This window comes from Massilia atriviolacea, from assembly GCF_003953935.1.
GTDB classification, from domain to species: Bacteria; Pseudomonadota; Gammaproteobacteria; order Burkholderiales; family Burkholderiaceae_D; genus Telluria_A; species Telluria_A atriviolacea.
On sequence record NZ_RXLQ01000003.1, the window covers coordinates 569,937 to 587,955 of the forward strand.

Genomic DNA, 18,019 nt, shown 5'->3' on the forward strand with positions numbered 1-18,019 from the left:
TGTTTCTGGAATAGAATAGTTCGACGGTCTCGCGCCTGCGCATGCAGAACACCGCTAACTGCAGAACTGTCGCCCCCGCGCAGGCGGGGGTCCAGGTTTGGCCGCTCAGTCGGGAAACGAATGGATTCCCGCCTGCGCGGGAATGACGGTTTGAACGATAGCGAAGGCCGTCTTATTCACTCGACAAGCATTCAACAAGGGTCTTCATGGCACGGCCAGAAAAAGTTCGCCTCGGCGAAATCCTCGTCCAGCAAAAGCTGTTATCCGAAGATCAACTGGGTGCGGCGTTGCAAGACCAGAAGCGCACCGGCCGCAAGCTCGGCCGCGTGTTTATCGAAAACGGTTTCGTCACCGAGGAACAGATCTCCGGCGCGCTGGCCAAGCAGCTCGACATTCCTTATATTAACCTCAAGTTTTACAACACCAACCCCGACATCGTGCGCCTGTTGCCGGAAACGCAGGCGCGCCGCTTCCGCGCCATCGCGCTGGAAGACCGCCGCGGCGCGCTGCTGATCGGCATGTCCGACCCGACCGACCTGTTCGCCTACGACGAGATCGCGCGCCTGGTGAAACGCAATATCGAGCTGGCCGTGGTCAACGAGACCGAGGTGCTGGCCGCGATCGACCGCATCTACCGCCGCACCGACGAGATCACCGACTTCGCGCGCGAGCTGGAACAGGACCTGGGCGACAGCTTCGTCGACTTCGGCACCCTGGCCGCCAATCCGGGCCTGGAAGAAGCGCCCATCGTCAAGCTGCTGCAATCGGTGTTCGACGACGCCACCCAGGTGCGCGCCTCGGACATCCACATCGAACCGCAGGAAACGCGGCTGCAGATCCGCTTTCGCATCGACGGCGTGCTGCACCTGCAAACCGAGGCCGATATCAAGATCGCCACGCCGCTGGCGCTGCGCCTCAAGCTCATGTCCGACCTCGACATTTCCGAAAAGCGCTTGCCGCAGGACGGCCGCTTTGCCGTCAAGGTCAAGCAGCAGCGCATCGACGTGCGGATTTCGACCATGCCGACCCAGTACGGCGAATCGGTGGTGATGCGGCTCCTGAACCAGGGCGGCACCACCCTGCGCCTGGACGCGATCGGGATGCCGGCGCGCCTGGTGGAAAAATTCCGCGCCATCGTGCAGCGCCCCAACGGCCTGGTGCTGGTCACCGGCCCCACGGGGAGCGGCAAGACCACCACCCTGTACAGCGCGCTGTCGGAACTCAATTCGGTCGAGAAAAAACTGATCACGGTCGAAGACCCGGTCGAGTACCGCCTGCCGGGCATTAACCAGGTCCAGGTCAACGACAAGATCGAGCTGTCCTTCGCGCGCGTGCTGCGCTCGGCGCTGCGCCAGGATCCCGACATCGTCCTGGTGGGCGAGATGCGCGACCAGGAAACCGCCCAGATCGGCCTGCGCGCCGCCATGACGGGTCACCTGGTGCTGTCGACCCTGCACACCAACGATGCCGCCAGCACCCCGCTGCGCCTGATGGACATGGGCGTGCCGCGCTACATGGTGGGCAGCTCGCTGCAGGCGGTGCTGGCGCAGCGCCTGGTGCGGGTGATCTGCGAAAGCTGCAGCGCCACCTATCAGCCGACCCCGGCGGAGCGCGAATGGCTGCGCGCCGAACTGCGCGAGCTGGCCGACACCACCCAGTTCTACCACGGAAAAGGATGCTCGCATTGCAACGGCATGGGCTACCGCGGCCGTACCGGCGTGTACGAGCTGCTCGAAATGACCTCGGCCGTGGTGGACGCCGCCAACCATCCCGACCCGGCGCACTTCCTCAAGGCCGCGCACGCCGAAATGCAGGGCGAGACCCTGCGCCGCCATGGCGTGCAGCTGGCCGTGCAGGGCCGCACCACGATCGCCGAAGCGATGCGCATCAGTAACCAGATCGAGGATTAAACCGTGCCGTTTTTCGCCTACAAGGGACGCAATGCCAAAGGCGAGCTGATGCAAGGCGTGCTGGAAGGCGCCGACAGCGGGGCCGTGGCCGACCAGTTGTTCGGCAACGGCGTCACGCCGCTCGACATCACCCAGACCAGCCGCGCCGTCACCACCGGCGGCGAGGAAGAGGGCTTTTTCGCCCGTCTGTTCGAGAAGAAAGTCACCTCGATGGACGTGCAGTTGTTCAGCCGTCAACTCTACACCCTGCTCAAATCGGGCGTGCCGATCATGCGCGGGCTGGCCGGCCTGCAGGAGTCGGCCATCAGCAAGTCCTTCGGCAAGGTCATCAAGGATCTGCGCGAATCGCTCGATTCGGGCCGCGAACTGTCGGCCGCCATGCGCCGCCACCCGACCGTGTTTTCCAACTTTTACCTGTCGATGGTGCGCGTGGGCGAGATGACCGGGCGCCTGGAAGACGTGTTCCTGCGCCTGTTCGACCACCTCGAATTCGACCGCGACATGCGCGAAAGGGTGAAGACCGCCACGCGCTACCCGACCTTCGTCATGATCGCCATGCTGCTGGCGATGATCGTGGTGAATATTTTCGTCATTCCCCAGTTCGTGAAGGTGTTCGAAAGCTTCAATTCCCAGCTGCCGCTGATGACCCGCATCCTGATCGGCAGTTCGAACTTCATGGTGCGCTTCTGGCCGGCGCTGCTGGCGGGCGCGCTGGTGGCGTTTTTCGGCTGGCGCGCCTACATCAATTCGACCGACGGCCGCATGTGGTGGGACCGCGTGCGCCTGCGCCTGCCGATTGCCGGCAAGATCATCCTGAAAGGCACCATGGCGCGCTTTGCGCGCAGTTTCGCGCTGTCCATGAAGAGCGGGGTGCCGATGGTGCAGGCGCTGACGGTGGTGTCGCAAACGGTCGACAATGCCTACCTGGCCTCGCGCGTGGAACAGATGCGCGACGGCGTCGAGCGCGGCGAGAGCATCCTGCGCACCGGGGTCGCGGCCGGGGTGTTTACGCCGATCGTGCTGCAGATGATCGCGGTGGGCGAAGAAACCGGTTCGCTCGACGACCTGATGGATGAAATCGGGCAGATGTACGAGCGCGAAGTGGACTACGAACTGAAAACCCTGTCGGCCCAGATCGAGCCGATCATGATCGTGTTCCTGGGGGCGATGGTGCTGGTGCTGGCGCTCGGCATTTTCCTGCCGATCTGGGACCTGGGCAAAGCCGCTTTGCATAAATGAGACAGATTGCCACCCCGTCAAGTTTGTCAAGTCCGCGCGGCTTTTCGCTGCTGGAACTGGCGGTATGCACGGTGGTGGTGGCGGTCTTGATCGGTGTGCTTTTACAACGCTTGCTGGACTATCGCGAACGGGCCGAAATGGCCGCCGTCGAGCAGCTCGCCGGCGTGCTGCGCACCGCGCTGGCCTTGAAGGTCGGCCAGTTGCAGGCGCGCGGCAGGGAGTCGGACATCGCCTCCCTTGCAGGGACAAATCCGATCGAGCTGCTGGCCGAGAAACCGCGCAATTATGCCGGCGAATTCTTCACGCCGACGGCGCAGCAGGTCGCGCCGGGGAACTGGTATTTCGACCGCAAGACGAAATCCTTGGTGTACTTGATAAGTAAGGAAAAAAAATTTCCACAAGGCACCGTGACACGGATAAATTTCAAGGTAGAATTCTCTCGCTTGCCCACAATCCCCGCCAAGCAGAGTGGTACGCCAGAGTCACGGACCGTTGCCCTTACTCAAGTTAATAGTTAAACCGCCGTTAAAGATGACGGTACTCGTGTTTCTGTTACGCACCTCATTACTCACTGCTTAAAACGAATTTGGAGATCCACATGAAAATGCAAACCATCGGTAAGTTCCGTAGCGCCACCCAAGCCGGTTTTACCCTGATCGAACTGATCGTCGTTATCGTCATCCTCGGCATCCTGGCAGCGACCGCCTTGCCGAAGTTTGCCGACCTGGGCGGCGACGCGCGCGGCGCCACCATGAAAGCGGGCAAGGGTTCGCTGGAAGCGGTGTCGGCCATGGTGCACGGCAAGTTCCTGATCGCGCCGAGCACCACCGTGTCGCTCGAAGGCACCTCGGTGGGCGTCACCAATGGCTATCCTACCGGTAACGCCGCACTGCTCGAAGCGGCCGGCCTGAAGGACAGCGATTACCAGCTGATCACCACCGCGCAAAGCACGGCCAACACCCCGACCACGCTGTCGGGCGAAGTGGCGATCGTGCCGCTGAGCGTATCGGGCACCGTCAAGGGCCTGAACTGCTACGTGCACTACAAGCCGGCAGTCGCCGCAGTGGCCCCGGCCACCGATGCGACCCCGCCGGTGATCACCGTCAAGACCACCTCCTGCTAAGCACGCGCCGAGCGTGACGCACAGACTGGCGCAGGGCAAGATGGGTAGCGCGGCCACGGCCGCCGCCCATTGCGCCAGTCTACTCCCTACCATCCCCATGCAGGTCGGTGTCCGACGCCACGGCAGGCGCCAGCGGGGTTTTACGCTGGTCGAGCTGATCGCCGTGCTGGTGATCGTCGGCATCCTCGCCGCCGCCGCCGCGGTGCGCTACTTCGACCGCGCCGTGTATGACGCGGCCGCCTTCGCCGACCAGGCGCGCGCCCTGATCCGCTACGGCCAGAAAATAGCTGTGGCGCAAAATCGTTCCGTGTTCGTGCGCCTCGACGGCAGCAGCGTCTCGCTGTGTTTCGTCGCTCCCGGCAGCGGCACCTGCCCGGCGCAGCAGCGCGTGCGCGCCCCGGCCGGCAGCAACAGCGGCGCCAGCGCCACCCTGGCCGCCTGCGACGGCTCGTCCGTCTGGGCCTGCGAAGGCAGGCTCGCCTCCATGAGCTACGCCGTCGCGCCCGCCATCAGTGCGTTTTCCTTCGATGCGCTGGGGCGTCCCGTGGGCGCCGGCAGCGATCCGTTTGCAAAAATCACCATGACCGTCAAGGCCGGCGGCAGCAGCGCCGCGCTGGTGGTCGAAGCCGATACCGGCCATGTGCACTGAGCCCGCACGCCTGCACCGCCCCACGCTGGCGCGCCAGCGCGGCATCAGCTTTGTCGAGCTGATCATCTTCATGGTGATCATCGGGGTCGGCCTGGCCGGCATCCTCAACGCCATGAACCTCACCACCCGCATCAGCGCCGATCCGCTGGTGACCAAGCAGGCGCTGATGCTGGCCGAAGGCTTGATGGAAGAAGTCCAGCTGGCCCGTTTTACGTATTGCGACGCCACCGATGCCAGGGTCGACGAGGCCAAGGCGGCGGCCCTCGGCGTCGGCAACTGCGCCACCCTGGTCGAGAACGCCGGCAACGAGGCGGGCGGCACGCGCCCTTACGACAATGTCAACGATTACGTCGCCGCCTACGGCACGCCGGTACAGGCTTTCCTCTCGTCCGGCAAGCTGAGCGATGCCGCCGGGCGCGAGATTCCCTTGCCGGGTTACACCGTCATGCTGACCGTGAAGCCCACCGGCCTGCTCGGACCGGCCGGCGCCACCCTGCCGCAGGCGGAAGCGCTGGCGATCCGGGTCGCCGTGTTCTACAACAACGTGGAAACCGTGGTGCTGGACGGCTACCGCGTGCGCTACGCACCGAATTCGCCGCCATGACCACGCGTCCCTTCCGCCAGCACGGCTTTACCCTGGTCGAGGCGATCGTCGTGATCGTCATCACCGGGATCCTGGGCGCCATCGTGGCCACCTTCCTGCGCCTGCCGGTGCAAAACTATGTCGACAGCGCCGGCCGCGCCGACCTGGCCGACGTGGCCGACACCGCCGTGCGGCGCATGGTGCGCGAAATCCGCCTGGCGCTGCCGAACACGGTGCGGGTGGTGGACGACGCGATCGAATTCGTGCCGGCCAAGACGGGCGGGCGCTACCTGGCCGCCGAAGACGTGGTCGCGCCCGCCGACAGCGCGGCCGGCGACCACCTGAACTTCGTCGACGCCGCCGACAGGACGTTCCACGTGGTCGGCCCGATGCACGAGGGCGCCCAGCAGATCCTGCCCGGCGACACGGTGGTGGTCAACAACCTGATGAGCGCCGGCGACAGCGGGAATGTGTATGCCGCCGTGGCCACCAACCGGGCCGAGGTGGCATCGGTGGACATGGGGGCCAAGCTGGTCACGCTCAAGGCCAATCCCTTCGCCGCCCAGGACCCGCCGCTGGCCCATCCGCAGCACCGCTTCCAGGTGGTCGGCCAGCCGGTCACCTACAGCTGCGCCAACGGCATGCTGTACCGGCACGCCAACTACGGCTTCAGGGCGGCCCAGGTAGCCGCCCCGAGCGCCGCGCCGGCCATCCTGGCGACCGATGTCGAGTCCTGCGAATTCAAATATGACCTGATCGGCAACACGCGCTCGGCGCTGGTGCGCGTGACCCTGACCCTGCGCCGGCCGGACGGGCGCGACGGTCCGATCCGCCTGATGCAGCAGATTCACGTGGACAATAATCCATGATCGCCCGTCCCCCCTTGCGGCGCATGCAGGGCGTGAGCCTGGTCACCGCCATCTTCCTGCTGGTGGTGCTGGCCGGCCTGGCGGTGGCGATGGTGACCCTGGCCACCACCGCCCAGACCGGTTCCATGCTGGACGTGCAGGGCACGCGCGCCTACCTGGCGGCGCGCGCGGGCACCGAGTGGGGCGTGTACCAGGTCACCCGCGCCAGCGGTCCGTGCACCAAGCTGACTGCCAGTCCGGACAGCACCAGCAGCACCTTCGCGCTGCCGGCCGACGGCAGCCTGGCCGGCATGACGGTGACCGTGGTCTGCACGCGCAGCGTCGACAACGCCACCCGCCTGCCGCGCTACACCGTGCGCAGCACGGCCTGCAACGGCACGAGCGGCGCCAGCTGCCCGAATCCGAGCGACAGCATCGACTATGTGCAGCGCGTGATGCACGTCGAATTCAGCGCCCCGGGAGAGCCATGACGACGCCCCGACCAGCAGCCTGGCGCGCCGCGCTGGCCCTCCTGTGCGGCGCCGGCCTGCTGGCGGCCAGCCTGCCGGCGCGCGCCGATACGCCGATCGCGCTGTACAAGAGCTTTGCCGGCCGCCTGAACTTTACCGGCCTGCAGAAGACCATGCGCACGGGTTCCAACGGCAACAATCCCTGCTCGATCAACAATGGCACGCTGAGCGCCACGCTGGCCGGCATTCCGACCGGCGCCAAGATCGTCAGCGCCCAGCTGTACTGGGCCGGATCGGGCGGCACGCCGGACTACACGGTGCTGATGGATGGCGCCTCGGTCAGCGCGCCGTCGAACCGGCGCTTTACCACCGCCACCGTCGGCTACAACTATTTCTCGGGCGCGGCCGACGTCACGGCCCAGGTCACGGCCAAGCGCAACGCGACCTACACCTTCAGCGGCCTGACCATCGACAACGGCAACACCTTTTGCGGCGTGGAAGGGGTGCTGGGCGGGTTTTCGCTGCTGGCGATCTATTCCGTGGCGGCGCCGGCCGAGACCTTCCGCGTGCTCAATCTGTACGAGGGTTTCCAGTACATCCGCACCTTCGGCGCCGACAATATCAAGGTCAACCTGAACCTCAGCAACTTCAAGACGCCCACGCCGCTCGGCACGGCCACCGGACGCATCGCCCACGTCACCTGGGAGGGCGACACCACGCTGTCGGGCGGCGGCGAAAACCTCAAGTTCAACGGCGCCGAGATGGTCGATACGGCCAATCCTTCCGGCAACCAGTTCAACTCGACCAGCAATATCGGCGGCACCGTCGACAACGCTTCCTACGGGATCGACTTCGATTCCTACGTGCTGGCCAGTCCCAAGCTGTTCGCCGGCCAGAGTACCGCCACCATGCTGTACGAGTCGGGCCAGGACATGGTGCTGCTCAATGCCGAGATCGTCTCCGTGCCGAACGTCGACGTGGCCGACCTGGCGCTGTCCCTGACCTCGACCGGCACCCCGGCGCGCGGCAACGTGATGAACCTGATCCACACGGTGACCAACAACGGCCCCTTGCCGGATGCCGGCCCGATCACCGTCAAGCACACCCTGGCCAACGGCCTCGATTTCATGTCCGCCAGCGGCAGCGGCTGGACCTGCGGCGCGCCGGCCGGCCAGGTCGTCACCTGCACCAGCGCCGAGCAGCTGGCGGTGGGCGAAGCGGCGCCGGCGCTGACCATCAGCGCGCGCATTTCCCTGTCCGCGCCGGGCACCATGACCACCAATGCCTCGGTCGGCGGTTTGCAGTTCGACAACGACCTGGCGAACAATGCCGCCAGCAAGAGCATCAGCTTTTCCAGCGCCCGCTACGTGTTTACCGACCGCCCCTGCCGCACCGGCATCACCCCGGGCAGCAGCCCGACCGAGTGCAATTACCTCAGCATGCCGACCCAGCAGGCGGCGGTCAACGCCACGGTGTACGTCACGGCCATCGACAACACCGCGCTCGACCTCAATTTCAAGACCATCGTGCCGCCCTCGACCTCGGTCAACCTGCAGTTCTCGATGCGCTGCGTCAATCCCACCACCGGCGCCGGCGGCGTCGCCAGGTTCAGGAATGTGGCATTGAAATCCTGCATCAGCGCCACCGCCGGCCAGACCTCGACCCAGTGGCAGTCGATCCCGATCGTGTTCGACGCCAATTCCGCCACCTCGCAGCCGGTCTCCTTCGTCTACTCGGATGTGGGCATGGTCGAGCTGATGCTGTCGGAAACCGCCTCGGCCCTGTCGCAGGTGAGCTACAGCGGCCAGTTCGTCGTCCGGCCCTATAAATTCGCGCTGAGCACGCCGCTGGCGAATCCCGCCGGCGCGGTCGCGGTGGACCAGATGACGGCCGATATCGGCACCTTCTGGAAGGCCGGCCTCGGTTTCACGCTGGACGTGGTGGCGCAGAACTTCGATGGCAATCCGACCCCCAATTTCGGCAGGGAAACCGTGCAGCAGGAGGTGGCGCTGATCACCACCGCAGCCATCGATTCGACCAACTTCGCCACTCCCGGCGACAGCGGTTCGGAACGCCTGCCTTTCGCCGACATGGACAGTCCGCTGCTGGACAAGGTGGAAGGCGAATTCGGTCCCTTCAGCGCCGGCGCGGCCACCGGCAGCGCCTTTACCTTCGCCGACGTCGGCATCGTCAACGTGCGCGCCCACATGCAGGGCGACAGCTATCTCGGCACCGGCGACGTGACCAGCAACGGCATCGCCCTGGGGCGCTTCTACCCGAGCTATTTCACGACAACGCTGCCGATCGCGATCCCGTGCGCCGCGCCCCATCCGCTCGATTGCCCCGGCATCGGCCTGCATTACGCCAAGCAGCCGATCCAGACCGTGGTGACGGCCTACAATGCCCAGAACGGGGTGACCAAATTTTACCAGGGCAAGTTCGCCAAGGCGCCCAGGCTGCTGCCCTACACCGCCAAAGGCGGCACCACCCAGGCCACCATGGGCACGCTCAGCCCGAGCCCGATCGCCGACGCCGCCAACGTCTTCGTGCAAGGGGTGGGCACGGCCTGGCCGAGCTTCGAGCTGAACGCCGCGACCTATGCGCCGACCGATATCTACCTGCGTGCCAGCGACGCCGACCTGGTCACCTCGGGCCGGGCCGCCTTGTCGGTCGAGGGCGGCACCCGGATCGTGCGCGGCCGCCTGCTGGTCGAAAACGCCTTCGGTTCCGAACTGCTGGCGCTGCCCGTCACCACGCGCGCCCAGTACTGGACCGGCACCAGCGCCAGCAACGGCCGCTGGGTCGACAGCAAGACCGACAGCATCAGCATCGTGCTGCCGCCGGAAGCCGGTTCGGGGCAGGTGACGTTCCCGCACAGCGTCACCAGCGCCCAGCTGAGCTTGGGCTATACGCAATGCAAGGGCAATATGGGCACCTGCAGCGGCAGCGCGCCGTTTCCCGATCCCAAGGCCACCCTGGCTGGCGCCAATATGAACCTGGGCCTGGCCAGGTTCAAGCTGGCGCCGACCGCCAGAACCGGCAGCGTCGACGCCAGGGTCAACGGCCCGGTGTGGCTGCCGCCGACGGCCGGCAGGCTCACCTTCGGCGTGTACAAGTCGACGCCCCTGATCTACATCCGCGAGATTTTCTGATGGGGGCGCGTAAAGAACATTCCATAGTGTTATTACTATGCGGTGGAAATCAGACGGTTTCAGTTGCCGATGGCAAATTTGTGTTAAATCGGGATGAAACTTGAATATAATCAAGACGCTACCGCGCGAACTTCGCGTGCGGTATTGATATAGATTGCGGGCATGGGATTTTTCTCGAAATCAAAGAAGAAGGATGGCTTGCTGGCAATCGTCCTGCACGGCGAGGGCGTGTTCGCGGCCCGCGTCAAGCGCCAGGCCCAGGGCCAGCCCCAGGTGCAGCTGGCCGCCTTTTACGCGGCCGACAAGGGCGGCGGGCCGGACATGCTGGAAAAGACCGGCAAGGACTTGCATGCGAATAGTTTCCGCTGCGCGACCCTGCTCGGCGCCGGCGAATACCAGCTGCTCTCGGTGGAAGCGCCGAATGTGCCGGCGGACGAACTGCGCACGGCGGTGCGCTGGCGCCTGAAAGACATGCTCGACTTTCCCGCCGACCAGGCCGGCATCGACGTGCTCGACATTCCCACCGACAAAGGGCGCAGCCAGTCGCTGTTCGCGGTGGCCGCGCGCAATACCGTGATCGAAAGCCGCCAGAACCGCTTCGTCGACGCCGGCGTGCCGCTGGCCGTGATCGACATTCCGGAGATGGCGCAACGGAATATGTCGGCCCTGGTCGAGCCGGAAGGGCGCGGCGTGGCCATGCTCTCGTTCAGCCATGAGGGCGGCTTGCTGACCGTCACCTATAACGGCGAGCTGTACCTGGCGCGCCGCATCGACGTCACGCTCGAGCAATTGCTCGACAGCGACTACGACCGCAAGCATGTGTGCTACGACAAGATCACCCTCGAATTGCAGCGTTCGCTCGACCACTTCGACCGCCAGTACAACTTCATCAATGTCTCGAAACTGGTGCTGGCGCCGACCGGCGCGAGCGGCCTCGACGAATACCTGTCGAGCAATCTGTACACCAAGGTCGAGTCGCTCGACCTGGCCAGCGTGCTCGACCTGGGCGGGGTGCCGGAGCTGGCCGGGCTGGCGCAGCAGCAGCGCTTTTTCCTGACGCTCGGGGCGGCCTTGCGGCAAGAGGAGGCCGCCTCTTGAGCCAGCAAATCAATCTGTTCAACCCGGAGTTTCTCAAGCAGAAGAAGATCTTCACGACCAGCACCATGCTGCTCGCGCTCGGCGTGCTGGTGGCCGGCGCGCTGGCGCTGGTGCTGGTCGGACGGCACCGGGTCGGCGCGCTGGAAGCCGAAGCGGCCGCCGGCGCCGAGCAGCTGGCCCAGAAGAAGGAACGCCAGGCCAGGGTCATCGCCGAATTCGTCCCGCGCCAGAAAAGCAAGGAACTGGAGATGGAGATCGCCGCCGCCGAAGCCGACCTGGCCTCGCTGCACGACGTCTCGAAGGTGCTGGGAGGCCCGCTGCTGGCCGACGCGCGCAAGGGCTATGCGCGCTACTTCAAGGCGCTGGCGCGCCAGGGCACGGACGAGCTGTGGCTGACCGGCGTGCGCATCGGCGGCGACGGCAGCCGCATCGGCCTGCAGGGCAGGGCGCTCGACGCCAGCCTGGTGCCGGCCTACGTGACCCGGCTCACGCGCGAGCCGGCCATGCAGGGCAAGAATTTTTCCAGCCTGCAGATGAGCCGCGCCCGCCTCAAGGCCGAGGGCAAGGAGGCCGACGACCCGGGCCAGCTGGCGCCGTACATCGATTTCCTGCTGCAGGATGTGGCGCCTGAACGCGTCGCCGCGGCACCGGCACCGGCACCGGCCGAGACGACCCAGGTGGCGAACAACATCAAGGCCGAGATCGCCAAATGAAAGAACGCCTGCTCAAGCTGCAACTGAAAATCGACGCCATGAGCGTGCGCGAGCGCGCCATGGTGTTCGGCGCGGCGGCCGCCGTGATCGTGTTCGTGCTGTACGCCTTGCTGCTCGACCCGCTGTTCGCGCGCCAAAAAATCCTGCGCAGCCAGATCAGCCAGCAGCAAAACAATATGCTCGGCATCGACAGCGAAATCATGGCCACCGTGCAGGCCGCCGCGATCGACCCGGACAAGGCCGACCGCGCCCGGCTGGCGGCGATCAAGGCCAACAGCGCCAGGCTGTCGGACCAGTTGCGCAGCGTGCACAACAGCCTGGTGGCGCCGGAAAGCATCGCGCCGCTGCTCGAACGCATCCTCAAGGCCAATGCCCGGCTGCGCCTGGTGGGCGTGAAAAGCCTGCCGGTGATCCCCTACAACGGCTCCTTCGAGGCCGACCCGACGCAACTCGACGCCGCCGTGGCGGCCGCCGGCGCCGGACGCGCCATCTACGCGCACGGGGTCGAAGTGACCGTGCGCGGCAATTACCTGGACATGGTCGACTACATGGATGCGCTGGAAGGTATGCCGTCCCAGCTGTTCTGGGGCAAGGCCCAGCTCGACGTCGAGGCCTACCCGGATGCGCGCCTGAGCCTGACCCTGTACACCCTGAGCCTGGACAAGAAATGGATGACGCTGTGAGCCCGCGCCTGCTCCTTTGCCTCGCGGCACTGCTGGCCCACGGCGCGCTCCTGGCGCAGCCGCTGAAGGACCCGACCCGGCCGCCGGCCAGGCTGTACACGCCGCCGGCCGAGTCCGACGCCGCGCCGGCCAGCAAGGAACCGCAGCTGCAATCGGTGCTGATCGCGCGCCATGCCGGCGGGCGCCACGTGGCCGTGATCGACGGCCAGACCGTGCGCCTCGGCGAGCAGTTTCGCGGCGCGCGCGTGGCCGCCATGACGCAAAACGAAGTTGTACTGGTCGACGGCAAACAGCGGCGCGTACTGCGCCTGTTCGCCCCCGCGCCATCCCCCCAGCGGCATAACGAGAGAGACTGACAAACAGCATGCACAAACACCTCGTCATTGCATCCATGATCGCCAGTGCCGTCAGCCTTGCCGGCTGCAACAGCACGCCCAAGCGCGATACCTACGATACGATCACCGCCCAGATGGCGGCCGCCGCCAGGCCGGCGCCGGCCCCGCTCGACGACGCCGTCAGCGCGGCCCTGCTGCCGCCGGTCGCGGCCCTGGCCGGGCAGTTGCCCAAGTCGCGCCAGGCGCTCGAAGAGCGCTTCAACGTCAGCTTCAACAATGTGCCGGCGCAGCAATTCTTCAACTCGATCGTGACCGGCACGCGCTACAACATGCTGGTCCATCCCGAGGTCGGCGGCAACATCACCGCCAACCTGAAAGACGTGACCCTGGCCGAAGCGCTCGACGCCGTGCGCGAAATGTACGGCTACGACTACCGCATCGAAGGCAACCGGGTCTCGGTCAAGCCGCTGACGATGCAGACCCGCATCTTCCAGGTGAACTACCTGGTCGGCAACCGCAAGGGCAAGTCCAACCTGCGCGTGACCTCGACCTCGGTCGCCAACGCCGGTACTACCGGCAATGGCAACGGCAACCAGAACGGTAACAACAGCAGCAACAATAACAACAGCAACAGCGGCAATAACAACGGCCAGGACGGCATCAACGGCAACAACCAGTCCGACAGCACCAACGTCGTCACGACCTCGGACAGCGACTTCTGGGTCGAGCTCAAAGCGTCGCTCGGCGCGATCGTGGGATCGAAGGACGAGGGCCGCAGCGTGGTGGTCAATCCGCAGTCGGGCGTGGTGGTGATCCGCGCCATGCCGGAAGAACTGCGCAATGTCGACCTGTACCTGAAGGCGACCCAGCTCGCGGTCGGGCGCCAGGTGATCCTGGAAGCCAAGATCCTTGAAGTGGAACTGAACGACAGCTTCCAGAGCGGCATCAACTGGGCCTCCTTCGCTTCCTTCCGCGGCTCGCACGGCAACCGCGTCTCGACCGGCTTCGTGCAGCCGAATACGACGCTGGCGCCGCTGCCGTTTGCGGGCGGCCAGCCGGCCGTGATCGGCGACCCGCGCTCGCTGACGGCCAGCACCGGCTTCCTGCTCTCGAATGCGGCGGCCTCGGCTGGATCGATGTTCGGCCTGGCTTTCCAGACCAGCAATTTTGCCGCGCTGATTTCCTTCCTGGAATCGCAAGGCACGGTGCACGTGCTGTCGAGCCCGCGCATTGCCACGATCAACAACCAGAAAGCCGTGCTCAAGATCGGCACCGACGAGTTTTACGTGACCGGCGTGTCGACCACCACCAGCACCGGCGACAACAACAATACGGTCAGCCCGAGCGTGACCCTGCAACCCTTCTTTTCCGGCGTGGTGCTCGACGTGACGCCGCAGATCGACGAAAAGGGCAATATCTTGCTGCACGTGCACCCCTCGGTGAGCCAGGTGACGACGGTGAGCAAATCGGTCAACCTGGGCAGCGCCGGCAGCCTGAGCCTGCCGCTGGCGGCATCCTCGACCTCGGAAATCGACAGCATGGTGCGCGGGCAGGACGGGCGGGTCGTGGCGATCGGCGGCCTGATGCGCCAATCCTCGACCGCCGACGGCAACCAGATCCCTGGCGCCGGCAATCTTCCGGTGATCGGCAACCTGTTCCGCAACAAGAGCAACGTCAACCAGAAGCGCGAGCTGGTGGTGCTGATCAAGCCCACCATCGTCGACGGCGCCAACAGCTGGAACCAGGACCTGATCGACACCAGCCGCCGCTTCGACGAACTCGACCCGCGCGCGGCGGGACAACGCTGACATGTACACCTCGCACTTCGGCCTGCGCGAAGTCCCGTTCGGCATCACGCCGGACACGAGTTTCTTTTTCACCAGCCCGCATTCGCAGGAAGCGCTCAATACCCTGCTGGTGGCCGCCCGCAGCGGCGAAGGGTTCATCAAGATCACGGGCGAAGTCGGCACCGGCAAGACCCTGCTGTGCCGCAAGTTCATGGCGACCCTGGGCGACGATTTCGTCACCGCCTACATTCCCAATCCGTACCTGGAAACGCGTACCCTGATGCTGGCCCTGGCCGACGAACTGTCGCTGGTGCTGGAGAAGGACGTGGACCAGCACCAGTTGCTCAAGGCCATCACCCACAGGCTGGTGGCGCTGGCGCAAGAGGGCAAGCGCGTGCTGCTGTGCCTGGACGAAGCGCAGGCGATCCCGATCGAGAGCCTGGAAGCGCTGCGCCTGCTGACCAACCTGGAAACCGAAAAGCGCAAGCTGCTGCAGATCGTCCTGTTCGGCCAGCCCGAGCTGAACCGCAACCTGGCGCTGCAATCGATCCGCCAGCTGGCCCAGCGCATCACCTTTCACTACCATCTGGGGCCGTTGACGCGCGACGACGTCGAGTTTTACCTGGCGCACCGCCTGCGGGTGGCCGGCTTTGCCGGTGCGCGGCTGTTCAGCCGGCCGGCGGTGGCGGCGCTGTACGCGGCCAGCGGCGGGATTCCGCGCCTGGTCAACATTCTCGCGCACAAGGCGCTGATGCTGTGCTACGGTCAAGGCAAGCAGCAAGTGAGCCGGCGCCATGTGAGCGAAGCGGTGCGCGACACGATTTCCGCCAGGCGCCCCCGGTGGCCCTGGCTTGCCGCGCTGGCGCTGACCCTGGCGGCGGGCGGCGGACTTACCTGGGCCTTGAACACATGAGTCTGATCAACAAGATGCTGCAAGACCTCGACGCGCGCGGCTCGCAGGGCGGCGGCGCGGCGCAATCCGATATCCGCCCGGTGGGGCGCGGCGAGCGGGCCGTGCCCACGCCGGTGGTGATGGGGGCGCTGGCCGGCGTGCTGATTCTTTCCGTGGGCGGCGTGGTTGGCTGGCGCGTGCTGCGCCAGCCGCCGGTGGCGCCGGTGGCGGTGGTGGTGCCGGCGGCGCCGGTCCAGCAGGCGGCGATCGTGCCGCCGGAACAGTTGCCGGTGCCGGAGGCGGCGCAGCTAGCTGCGGTAGCACCGCCTGTGGCGGCAGCGCAGGCTGCTGCGCCGGCCGTGAAGCGGCTTCCCGCGCCGCAAGCGGCCCAGCCAGCCTCGCCGGCGACATCGGAATCCGGAACGGGCAGTTTGCCGGCGGCGCGCGAGCGGGAAATGGCGCGCATCCTCAGGGAACAAAAGATGCCGGCGAAAGGGCCTGCCTCAGCTGGCGTCAGTGCGCCCCAGGCAGGGCGCCAGGCGGCGGGCGGGCAGGGCGCCGAGAGCGTTTACCGGCGCGGCCTGTCCAGCTTGCAGGATGGGCGCGTGATCGATGCGGTGGCGCAGCTGGAGCAGGCGCTGGCGGCCGATCCGCGTCATGAGGCGGCGCGCCAGACCCTGGTCGGGATCCAGATCGAGCAGGGGCGCACGGCCGAGGCGATGCGCTTGCTGCAAGCCGGGCTCGCGCTCGACGCCAGGCAGCCGGCCATGGCCATGCTGCTGGCGCGCATGCAGATCGACAGCGGCGCTTCCGGCATCGAGACCTTGATGACGAGCTTGCCGGCGGCCGGTGCGAATGGCGAATACCGCGCCTTCCTGGCGGGTGCCTTGCAGCGCGAACGGCGCCATCAGGAGGCGGTGGAGCAATATCAGGCGGCGCTGCGCAGCGCACCGGAGAACAGCGTCTGGTGGATGGGTCTGGGGATTTCGCTGGAGGCCGAAAAACGCTTGCCGGAAGCGCTGGCGGCGTTCCAGCGCGCCAGGGCTGGCGGGAATCTGTCGCCGGAGTTGCAAGGGTTTATCGAGCGCAAGGTGGGGGCGTTGGGACGCTGAACAGTGCGCGTAGTGTGACGATAGCGGCTTTTTGAGCCGGTAAGAATTCAAAGCCGTACCGGGACCCCATGCTTTTGCAAACAGCTGGGTTTGCTACAGCTTTTTTGTCGATACAGAAGAGCTTTCAAGGCGGCGGTCGAGCTACATATCATCCCGTGTCCGGTTGTCGGATATGGCCCCCGTGCCCGCGTTGGGCTCCCTGCCGCAGCTGAAGGCTTGCCCCTGTCTGTGCTCGTGACTTCCTCCTGGTTAAGTGTCCTTCGCTGCATGTGCGGCTGGACCACCTGGTGCTCGGGGAGAACGAACGCGGGCCCGGCGAGGACCTTGCGTTGCAGTTCGAGGCGGTGAACCAGTTCACAGAGGATGAGAAGCAGTCCGTGCGCGAGCTGCTTGAGGGGATGATTCCGAACCACAAGGCACGGCTGTGGGATGCATCGCGGGCGGCTCGGCTGAGGCAAAGGCACCGGAGGCCGGTGGCAAGCGGCCAGTGTGTGCGGCAGGACGATAGGCCACTTTTTTAACCGCCAAAAATTAAAAGCCGTACCGGAATCCGCGCTGTTGCAAGCAGCGGGTTGGGTACAGCTTTTTTTCTTAATAAAAAAGAACTTGGGGACGGCCTATCCAGCTACGCATCAGCCCGTGTCCGTTTGTCAGGCCCTCTGCCCCCTGCAATCGGCGATTCAGTAGACCAGAAAACTGACCGGTATCACATCTTTGGACCTGACCTTGTATCGTCGCTTGTATCGTCGGCTGCCCCCTGAATCGCCGGAATCTCGAGCAAGGGGCCTAGGACACGGCGCCATTCTCCTATCGAGGCGATCACACCATTTATCTCTAGCGTTTGATCGTCATAACACACGACAACTTCCTGGGGGCAACAACCGCACTTTATTCGTACTGACGCCAACCTCTTATTGGGTTTTCTAGCTGTGTAGTAAATGCGGAGCTTATCTCCGCCTTCCGGCGCCGGAACACGCATTTTCTTGTTTGCAATAGAGCTTAGCATTTCTTACTTTTACAGTTTGCTAGAATCGTCTTAATGATACCTTGAGCAGTATTGGAATTCAAATCATGGCGTGGAATGGTAGTGTAACCACTTCCATTGGGTCCGTAGCACTTCAAATGCCCTTTACCCTGCTCACATGTCCATCCGCACGATCTTGCCAATTTCTCCAGACTTGATGGTGTAGCGTTGCCAGGCGTAGGGATAGACGCGTCCATCGGCGGATTTCGACTTCTTGCTTCCTCCGCAGTTTCTCGCCCGCGGCCGCTATTTCCATCGTCCACCACGGAGTTCCAGTTTTGACCCGTGATTGGCTCTACAGACGGCTTGACAACAGGGGGGAAGAACAAGCGCTCAATTTGCTTTCGCACCTGCAATCCGTCAGGATGCTGTGGTCAAGTAATTTCGGACACCACGATAGG

General features: G+C 65.1%; 16 protein-coding genes. All 16 read left to right on the top strand.

All coding sequences use genetic code 11. The annotated features are described in order from the left end of the window. The first annotated feature begins 206 nt into the window (after positions 1 to 206). The 16 genes from EJB06_RS07885 to EJB06_RS07960 all read left to right on the top strand — a co-directional run bounded on the left by EJB06_RS07885 (position 207) and on the right by EJB06_RS07960 (position 16,594). Complete coding sequence (locus EJB06_RS07885; RefSeq protein WP_126073455.1) at positions 207 to 1,910, top strand: GspE/PulE family protein; 1,704 nt, start codon at positions 207 to 209, stop codon at positions 1,908 to 1,910. A 3-nt stretch (positions 1,911 to 1,913) separates the two neighbouring features. Next, positions 1,914 to 3,149 (top strand): type II secretion system F family protein, encoded by a 1,236-nt coding sequence (locus EJB06_RS07890; protein ID WP_126073456.1) that lies wholly within the window; start codon positions 1,914 to 1,916, stop codon positions 3,147 to 3,149. After that, a complete protein-coding gene (locus EJB06_RS07895; protein ID WP_126073457.1) occupies positions 3,146 to 3,667 on the top strand; it encodes a type II secretion system protein in 522 nt (173 codons plus the stop codon). Before EJB06_RS07890 ends, EJB06_RS07895 begins: the two co-directional genes overlap by 4 nt. Before the next feature lie 80 nt (positions 3,668 to 3,747). Then, positions 3,748 to 4,272, top strand: coding sequence for a type II secretion system protein (locus EJB06_RS32965; protein WP_307720442.1), 525 nt, complete (start codon positions 3,748 to 3,750; stop codon positions 4,270 to 4,272). Between the two features lie 13 nt (positions 4,273 to 4,285). Next, on the top strand, positions 4,286 to 4,921 hold the full coding sequence (locus EJB06_RS07905; RefSeq protein ID WP_229426972.1) for a prepilin-type N-terminal cleavage/methylation domain-containing protein: 636 nt from the start codon (positions 4,286 to 4,288) through the stop codon (positions 4,919 to 4,921). Beyond that, the gene (locus EJB06_RS07910) at positions 4,911 to 5,525 is read left to right on the top strand and encodes a prepilin-type N-terminal cleavage/methylation domain-containing protein (RefSeq protein ID WP_126073458.1); all 615 of its coding nucleotides are present in this window, start codon (positions 4,911 to 4,913) and stop codon (positions 5,523 to 5,525) included. The genes EJB06_RS07905 and EJB06_RS07910 overlap by 11 nt, the downstream gene beginning before the upstream one ends. Then, a complete protein-coding gene (locus tag EJB06_RS07915; RefSeq protein WP_126073459.1) occupies positions 5,522 to 6,373 on the top strand; it encodes a PulJ/GspJ family protein in 852 nt (283 codons plus the stop codon). Before EJB06_RS07910 ends, EJB06_RS07915 begins: the two co-directional genes overlap by 4 nt. Then, positions 6,370 to 6,843 carry a pilus assembly PilX family protein gene (locus tag EJB06_RS07920; RefSeq protein ID WP_126073460.1) on the top strand — a complete coding sequence of 158 codons (474 nt, stop codon included), beginning with the start codon at positions 6,370 to 6,372 and terminating at the stop codon, positions 6,841 to 6,843. Before EJB06_RS07915 ends, EJB06_RS07920 begins: the two co-directional genes overlap by 4 nt. Next, positions 6,840 to 9,974 carry a DUF11 domain-containing protein gene (locus tag EJB06_RS07925; RefSeq protein ID WP_126073461.1) on the top strand — a complete coding sequence of 1,045 codons (3,135 nt, stop codon included), beginning with the start codon at positions 6,840 to 6,842 and terminating at the stop codon, positions 9,972 to 9,974. Before EJB06_RS07920 ends, EJB06_RS07925 begins: the two co-directional genes overlap by 4 nt. Positions 9,975 to 10,172: 198 nt before the next feature. Next, positions 10,173 to 11,072 (top strand): type IV pilus biogenesis protein PilM, encoded by a 900-nt coding sequence (gene pilM / locus EJB06_RS07930; RefSeq protein ID WP_307720443.1) that lies wholly within the window; start codon positions 10,173 to 10,175, stop codon positions 11,070 to 11,072. Beyond that, a complete protein-coding gene (locus EJB06_RS07935; protein WP_126073463.1) occupies positions 11,069 to 11,785 on the top strand; it encodes a PilN domain-containing protein in 717 nt (238 codons plus the stop codon). Before pilM ends, EJB06_RS07935 begins: the two co-directional genes overlap by 4 nt. Next, positions 11,782 to 12,468 (top strand): type II secretion system protein M, encoded by a 687-nt coding sequence (locus EJB06_RS07940; RefSeq protein ID WP_126073464.1) that lies wholly within the window; start codon positions 11,782 to 11,784, stop codon positions 12,466 to 12,468. The genes EJB06_RS07935 and EJB06_RS07940 overlap by 4 nt, the downstream gene beginning before the upstream one ends. Next, positions 12,453 to 12,824 (top strand): hypothetical protein, encoded by a 372-nt coding sequence (locus EJB06_RS07945; protein WP_229426973.1) that lies wholly within the window; start codon positions 12,453 to 12,455, stop codon positions 12,822 to 12,824. Before EJB06_RS07940 ends, EJB06_RS07945 begins: the two co-directional genes overlap by 16 nt. A gap of 8 nt (positions 12,825 to 12,832) precedes the next feature. Continuing rightward, positions 12,833 to 14,611 (top strand): pilus (MSHA type) biogenesis protein MshL, encoded by a 1,779-nt coding sequence (gene mshL, locus EJB06_RS07950; RefSeq protein WP_126073465.1) that lies wholly within the window; start codon positions 12,833 to 12,835, stop codon positions 14,609 to 14,611. A gap of 1 nt (position 14,612) precedes the next feature. Then, the gene (locus EJB06_RS07955) at positions 14,613 to 15,503 is read left to right on the top strand and encodes an ExeA family protein (protein WP_126073466.1); all 891 of its coding nucleotides are present in this window, start codon (positions 14,613 to 14,615) and stop codon (positions 15,501 to 15,503) included. Continuing rightward, entirely contained in the window at positions 15,500 to 16,594 is a 1,095-nt protein-coding gene (locus EJB06_RS07960; RefSeq protein ID WP_126073467.1) for a tetratricopeptide repeat protein, read from the top strand. The genes EJB06_RS07955 and EJB06_RS07960 overlap by 4 nt, the downstream gene beginning before the upstream one ends. Positions 16,595 to 18,019 lie beyond the last annotated feature (1,425 nt).

Coding starts and splice junctions, on each gene's coding strand:
- EJB06_RS07885 (WP_126073455.1), top strand. CDS start 207: ATGGCACGGCCAGAAAAAGTTCGCCTCGGCGAAATCCTCGTCCAGCAA.
- EJB06_RS07920 (WP_126073460.1), top strand. CDS start 6,370: ATGATCGCCCGTCCCCCCTTGCGGCGCATGCAGGGCGTGAGCCTGGTC.
- EJB06_RS07955 (WP_126073466.1), top strand. CDS start 14,613: ATGTACACCTCGCACTTCGGCCTGCGCGAAGTCCCGTTCGGCATCACG.
- EJB06_RS07895 (WP_126073457.1), top strand. CDS start 3,146: ATGAGACAGATTGCCACCCCGTCAAGTTTGTCAAGTCCGCGCGGCTTT.
- EJB06_RS32965 (WP_307720442.1), top strand. CDS start 3,748: ATGAAAATGCAAACCATCGGTAAGTTCCGTAGCGCCACCCAAGCCGGT.
- EJB06_RS07960 (WP_126073467.1), top strand. CDS start 15,500: ATGAGTCTGATCAACAAGATGCTGCAAGACCTCGACGCGCGCGGCTCG.
- EJB06_RS07945 (WP_229426973.1), top strand. CDS start 12,453: ATGGATGACGCTGTGAGCCCGCGCCTGCTCCTTTGCCTCGCGGCACTG.
- EJB06_RS07910 (WP_126073458.1), top strand. CDS start 4,911: ATGTGCACTGAGCCCGCACGCCTGCACCGCCCCACGCTGGCGCGCCAG.
- EJB06_RS07940 (WP_126073464.1), top strand. CDS start 11,782: ATGAAAGAACGCCTGCTCAAGCTGCAACTGAAAATCGACGCCATGAGC.
- mshL (WP_126073465.1), top strand. CDS start 12,833: ATGCACAAACACCTCGTCATTGCATCCATGATCGCCAGTGCCGTCAGC.
- EJB06_RS07925 (WP_126073461.1), top strand. CDS start 6,840: ATGACGACGCCCCGACCAGCAGCCTGGCGCGCCGCGCTGGCCCTCCTG.
- EJB06_RS07915 (WP_126073459.1), top strand. CDS start 5,522: ATGACCACGCGTCCCTTCCGCCAGCACGGCTTTACCCTGGTCGAGGCG.